5 protein-coding genes are annotated in these 6,222 nt (G+C 43.2%); 2 read left to right on the top strand and 3 right to left on the bottom strand.

Annotated elements, in window-relative coordinates:
• Window positions 1–409: 409 nt before the first annotated feature.
• From FCL48_RS23880 to FCL48_RS26035, 3 genes are all read right to left on the bottom strand, one after another.
• Complete coding sequence (locus FCL48_RS23880; protein ID WP_136876462.1) at window positions 410–700, bottom strand: hypothetical protein; 291 nt, start codon at window positions 698–700, stop codon at window positions 410–412.
• Window positions 701–866: 166 nt separating this feature from the next.
• A complete protein-coding gene (gene clpB / locus FCL48_RS23875) occupies window positions 867–3,470 on the bottom strand; it encodes an ATP-dependent chaperone ClpB (RefSeq protein ID WP_136876460.1) in 2,604 nt (867 codons plus the stop codon).
• Window positions 3,471–3,659: 189 nt separating this feature from the next.
• Window positions 3,660–4,001, bottom strand: coding sequence for an IscA/HesB family protein (locus FCL48_RS26035; protein WP_371418695.1), 342 nt, complete (start codon window positions 3,999–4,001; stop codon window positions 3,660–3,662).
• 425 nt (window positions 4,002–4,426) lie between these two features.
• Between FCL48_RS26035 and FCL48_RS23860 the strand changes: the two genes are divergently transcribed.
• Together FCL48_RS23860 and FCL48_RS23855 are read left to right on the top strand one after the other, a co-directional pair.
• Window positions 4,427–5,533, top strand: coding sequence for a 6-phosphofructokinase (locus FCL48_RS23860; RefSeq protein ID WP_136876453.1), 1,107 nt, complete (start codon window positions 4,427–4,429; stop codon window positions 5,531–5,533).
• Between the two features lie 20 nt (window positions 5,534–5,553).
• The gene (locus tag FCL48_RS23855) at window positions 5,554–6,204 is read left to right on the top strand and encodes an endonuclease III domain-containing protein (RefSeq protein WP_240744957.1); all 651 of its coding nucleotides are present in this window, start codon (window positions 5,554–5,556) and stop codon (window positions 6,202–6,204) included.
• The last annotated feature ends 18 nt before the right edge of the window (window positions 6,205–6,222 follow it).

Below are 6,222 nucleotides of genomic sequence, written 5' to 3'. Positions count from 1 at the left end.
ATGTATATAAGAGCTCTATTTTCGAATTACGAAAACTTGCTCCATTGTAGTTCGCTAAAACTACGTTGGGCCCGTTTGCTTATGTGTTGTTATTTAGTTTTCAAGGATCGTTTAACACTCCTCAACTTCCGAAGTGTCCCGCGCTTTATGTCGCGGCGAGCGGCTAACTCTAATAAACTTAAAACCTTATGTCAATAAAAAGTTTATCTTATTTTCGTTTGTGAGAAATTTGTTGGGTTGACGTCCCGCTATCAGGCGTAGCTTTTATCCCGTTGCTCACGAACGAGCGGCAAAGTACATGATTCGAGCTGTTCAGTCAATATTAAAATTGTATGTATTATCTTTTTTTTAATTTAAACCAGACCTGTTTTGTAATTATTACCAGGTAAAGATATGGAGATTTACTATGTTAGTCAATCTCGTTAACCCAAGTTTCAAGAATGCTGATTATTTTTTTAGCTTGTTCAGCACTAGATATATTGAATTTTGATTTCATCATGTATTCACCCTGACGTTTCTGGTAGCGGCGGATCGTGTACATGTCTTTTCCGTATTCACCGGTTTTTTTGTCTAAATTATTGTATCGGTAGAGGACAGTAGTCCAGGCCCCTTTTGACAATACCTCTTTGCCCGTCTGTTTTACGACAAGAACACCTTCTTCTTCATAGTTAATTGTAAGATCTTCAATCGTTGCATTCATTGTTTATCCTTATGGTTTGTATGTCATTTTAATTTCAATGTGATTGTTGCAGGTCATATCGTTTTGTCTTTTAATGAGTCTGCAACAATCGACTGGATTATCTAATGCAACTGATCTGAAGAGTAAAGCTTTTCTCTTTACGAATGTCAGAAGAGGGGCGCAGTTATTACGATTTCTCTGCAGTGGTAAACGTAAGTCCAGCACTAGAACCCTCTACAATTATGTGCGCGTTCTCCTTCAAGGATCCGTCAAGTATTTTCATAGCCAGAGGATTTTCGATTTCCTGTTGAATTGTACGCTTTAACGGTCTCGCACCAAAAGAAGCATTATAGCCTTTATCCACGAGAAAAGATTTGGCAGTGTCTCTTATATGCATTGTAAGATTTTGACTCTTCAGTCGTGCTGACAGGCGTTGGAGTTGAATGTCAACGATTCGCATGAGATCATCTCTCGTCAGGCTGTCGAATATAATTGTTTCATCAATCCTGTTGAGGAATTCCGGTTTGAAATGTTTGAGCAGCAGGGCGCTTATCTGATTCTGCAGCTCCGCTTTAGGCATGTTTTGTCCTTCAAAATCTGCAATCATGCTGCTTCCCAGGTTCGATGTCATGATCAGCATTGCATTTTTAAAGTCGACAGTTCGCCCCTTACCGTCTGTCATTCTGCCATCATCGAGTACCTGCAGCAGGACATTAAAAACGTCGGGGTGAGCCTTTTCTATTTCATCGAGCAGGATTACAGCATAGGGGCGGCGGCGAACGGATTCTGTGAGGTAGCCACCTTCTTCGTAACCAACGTAGCCTGGAGGGGCACCAATAAGTCGTGCCACAGAATGTTTTTCCATATATTCAGACATGTCGATTCTGATCATAGCCTGCTCATCATCAAACATTAATTCTGCAAGTGAACGGGCGAGTTCTGTTTTTCCAACACCTGTCGGACCAAGAAATATAAACGATCCCAGAGGACGATTTGGGTCCTGTAGTCCGGCTCTGGCTCTGCGCACTGCTGAAGATACCGCAGTTATTGCTGTTTTTTGACCGATAACCCGTTTGCTCAACAGATCTTCAGCGTGAATGAGTTTATCCCTTTCGCCTTCTAGTAGTTTATCAACAGGAATTCCCGTCCATTTTGCGACGATGGCTGCTATATCTTCTGCTTCCACTTCTTCTTTGAGCATCATCTGTGTGGCCTGGATTTCCTGAAGTTTGGTATTGGCTTCACTGAGATTTTGTTCCAGTTTTACTATCGTACCGTAGCGTAACTCTGCGACACGACTGAGATTTCCCGAGCGTTCCGCTTTCTGTTCCTCTGCGTGAGCCTCATCGATTGCTTCTTTTATTTTCCTTATGTTTTGTATAGTCTCACTCTCGAGTGTCCACTGTGCTTTTAGGGATTTCAGGGAATCGTTCAGATCGGCGAGTTTTCTTTTAATGTCTTCAAGTCTGCCCTTTGAAACCTGATCCTTTTCTTTCTTTAAAGCCTCGTGTTCAATTTCAAGCTTTATTTTCTGACGTTCGAGTTCATCGATCTCTGCAGGCATGGAATCAATCTCAATTCGGAGTTGGGATGCCGCCTCATCGATGAGGTCAATCGCCTTGTCCGGCAGAAAACGGTCCGTTATGTACCTGCTAGACAAGGTCACCGCCGCGACTGTAGCGTTATCCTGAATTCTGACTCCATGGTGTATTTCATATTTTTCCTTAATTCCGCGGAGGATGGCAATGGTGTCCTCTTCGGAAGGTTCCTGGACAAGCACGGGTTGAAAACGTCTTTCAAGAGCACTGTCTTTTTCAATATATTTTCTATATTCATCAAGAGTTGTTGCGCCTACGCAGTGTAGTTCGCCTCGTGCCAAAGCAGGTTTCAACATATTTGAGGCATCCATGGATCCTTCTGCTGCACCTGCTCCAACCAAGGTGTGAATTTCATCAATAAAAAGTATAATCTCGCCGGCTTTTTCTTCGACCTCCTTGAGCACTGCCTTGAGGCGGTCTTCAAATTCACCTCTATATTTTGCTCCTGCCACCAGTGCGCCGAGATCAAGAGTTATCACCTGTTTGTTGGCAAGGGAGGCCGGAATGTCACCATTTACAATGCGCTGGGCAAGTCCTTCAGCAATAGCGGTCTTGCCAACACCCGGTTCTCCTATGAGAATAGGATTGTTTTTAGTTCTCCGAGAGAGCACCTGCATGATACGTCTGATTTCCTCATCTCTGCCGATTACAGGATCGATTTTTCCCTGTTGAGCAAGCAGGGTGAGGTTCTTTCCATATTTCTCCAGAGCCTGGTATTTTTCTTCGGGATACTGATCCGTCACACGATGACTACCGCGTAAGGTGGATAGAGCCTGCAGAAAATTTTTCTCGGTGAGACCTCTTTCATTGAACTTTTTGCAAAGCGGTGTCTTCGAGTCTTTGAGGATGGCAAGAAACAGGTGTTCTCCACTTACAAAATCGTCGCCCATACTGGTGGCTATAGAAAGCGATTGCTGAAGGGTGGTATTGAGTTCTTTGGCCGCGTAGACTTGCCCCGCCCCAGAGCCCGTCACTTTTGGAACTTTTTTGAGAGCTTCATTAATCTCCATGAGTATGATTGATGGCTCTACACCCACTTTTTTAATTACAGGCGCAATAATGCCTTCTGGCTGCATCATCAGGGTTGATGCGAGATGTTCAAGGCGTATCTCGGGATGGTTTGAGTTCTGGGCAAGGTTTTGTGCTGATTGAACCGCTTCTTGTGCTTTTATAGTGAATTTGTCAAATTGCATGAAGTCCTCCTTGGGTTGACATCATTGAAAGATCAATAAATTTTATCTATTCCAAAGGAGAGAATAAGGCTGGAAAAAGTGGTGTCAAGAATTTGACACAGCAGAAAGGGCAAAAAAAAGACGAGCCCTAAACAGAGGGCTCGTCTTAAAGATATTTTTATGAATATCGACTATCTAGTACCTGACGGATCAGCCGCAGCCACCAGACCCACAAGAACCTGAACTGCATCCACCGCCGGTACTGATCGGATTTACAGATGTAATACCAAAACCGGAACGTGGACCTGCGTCGACGTAGTCGACAGTGATGCCACCACAAGTGGTCATTAAGCTGTCTTCTACCAAGAATTTAAGTGAATCGTTATCGAAAACCTTGTCGCTATCTTTTGGCTCATCCAGAGCCAAACCCAAAGAGGGACCGCTTCAGCCACCCTGCATAAGGGCAATACGTAATGCAGAGTCAATATTATTCGCCTGCATATATTCTTTGAGTTTTGTAACAGCAAGATCTGTTACGGTAAAATCTGACATGAAACTCCTCCTTGTGTTTTTCTTCCTGAACTCCTCTTCTGTTATGGCAATGACCTTATTGCAGAAGAGAATAACTATTTGTAGTAACGATAAGATGAGATGCGCAATAGTCAATCATCTGGACAATCACGATAGTAGTTCTCTCAATCTATGCAAGTTTTTTCTTAACCTATAGTGAAAATTCATCCAATCAACACCAGATATTATATGAAATATTCAATAAATATCTGTTAAAAAAAAATTTGGTAGCGAAAGGAATTGGAATTGTTTGTTTTGAGTATATTATAACAATGGGATAAGATGATGCGAACTCTAGATCAAAACCCGTTAGTATCAAGCTCAATAAAATTCCTGTCGCGTCTTGGGTGATGCTGATTCAAGATGATTCTTTTCTGGGAGTTAATTAATTTTAAAGGTTAGAACACATGAAGAAAATCGTTATTTCAACCGGTGGGGGGGATGCTCCTGGATTAAATGCAGTCATTTATGCAGTGGTGCATGCTTCGGCGAGAAAAGGTTGGGAGGTATATGGCAGTCGCAATGGCTATGGTGGTTTTTTAGACATTGATGATATGGTTCGTCTTACCCCGAGGGATGTTGAGGGTATTTATTCCACCGGGGGCACCATTTTAGGTTCGACCAATAAAGGTAACCCATTTTCCAAACCTGTTGAAAATCTTGCAGGGGAAATTCAGATTGTTGATATTTCAGATAAAATATTGCGCAATTTCAACAGAATGGGTTTTGATTGCCATATTGCCATTGGGGGAGATGGGAGCCTTGATATTGCTCACAGGTTTGCTGAAAAAGGAATGCCTGTGATAGGAGTTCCTAAAACTATCGATAATGATTTGAATCAAACCAGTAGAACCTTCGGCTTTGACACCGCAGTTGCAACGGCAACAGAGGCACTGGATAAGCTCCATTCAACCGCAAAAAGCCATAACAGAGTCCTTGTAGTTGAGGTTATGGGCAGGGAGTCAGGGTGGATTGCCCTCTATTCTGGGATTTCGGGGGGTGCTGATGTGATTTTACTTCCGGAGATCCCTTTTGATATGCACGAGGTGTGCAATAAAATCTCTGATAATGAACTTCACGATAAAAACTATTCTATTGTTGTTGTTGCCGAAGGTGCGGTAACCAAAGATGGGAGAAGTTTCAATAAGGGGATGGGGGAGCTTGGCCGGGATGAGGTTGTTCTGGGTGGTGTTGGTGAATGGGTGGCTTCTGAAATACGGAAAATCACAGAAAAAGATACCCGCTCTCTGGTGTTAGGCCATCTCCAGCGAGGTGGATCTCCGACGACATTTGATCGCTTGCTCGCACTTCGCTTTGGGACAGCAGCGGTGAGGCTTGTGGAAAATAAGGTGTTTGATCATATGGTTGCTCTGAAGGATTCAACAATGATTTCTGTGCCAATCGTAGAGGCAATAAAGGCACGGAAAAAGGTTGACCTGAGTAATGATAAGATCATGACTGCCAGAGAGATTGGCATTTGCCTTGGTGATAAGGATGAAGGTCAGGAAGTGTGATGGTAGGCCGAGGAAATATATTGCAAAATAATATGTATCAGGAGGTCTATCAAAAACTATATGATCATTTTGGACCTCAGAGATGGTGGCCCGGTGAGACTGCTTTTGAAATTATGGTGGGAGCGGTACTCACTCAAAACACCAATTGGGGTAATGTCGCCAAAGCAATTAATAATCTGAAAGAGGAGGGCGTTCTCAGTTATGAAGCCCTTCGTCTGCTGTCTGTGGATGAGATTGCTGCACTCATTCGTCCTTCAGGTTATTACAATCTTAAAGCGCAGCGTCTGCGGAATCTCCTCGATATGATCGCTGAGCGCTATTTTGATGACCTTCAGCTGTTTCTAAATGATTCTCACCAAGGGGCTCGGGAAAATCTTCTTTCTGTTAAAGGGGTCGGACCGGAGACGGCTGACTCCATCCTGCTATACGCCTGTGAACACCCAGCTTTTGTGATTGACATGTATACCCACCGTGTTTTTAGTCGTCATCAGCTGGTAGATGAGGATACCGACTATGAGTCCATGCAGTATCTTTTTACTTCAAAATTACCGGAAGATCTGCAGCTCTTTAATGAGTATCACGCGCTGATTGTAAGGGTTGCCTCAACCTATTGTAAAAAAAAGGATCCCCTGTGTGAACAATGTCCGCTACAGGGGGTAAATGAGCAATGAAAGTATAATGAGTGAAGT

It is taken from the genome of Desulforhopalus sp. IMCC35007 (assembly GCF_005116575.1).
Classification (GTDB): domain Bacteria; phylum Desulfobacterota; class Desulfobulbia; order Desulfobulbales; family Desulfocapsaceae; genus Desulforhopalus_A.
This window is presented reverse-complemented; position numbering and strand designations above follow the sequence as displayed.

Bases quoted from the DNA above. Each gene is read 5' to 3' on its own strand.
- FCL48_RS23880 (WP_136876462.1), bottom strand. From the start codon at position 700: ATGAATGCAACGATTGAAGATCTTACAATTAACTATGAAGAAGAAGGT.
- clpB (WP_136876460.1), bottom strand. From the start codon at position 3,470: ATGCAATTTGACAAATTCACTATAAAAGCACAAGAAGCGGTTCAATCA.
- FCL48_RS23860 (WP_136876453.1), top strand. From the start codon at position 4,427: ATGAAGAAAATCGTTATTTCAACCGGTGGGGGGGATGCTCCTGGATTA.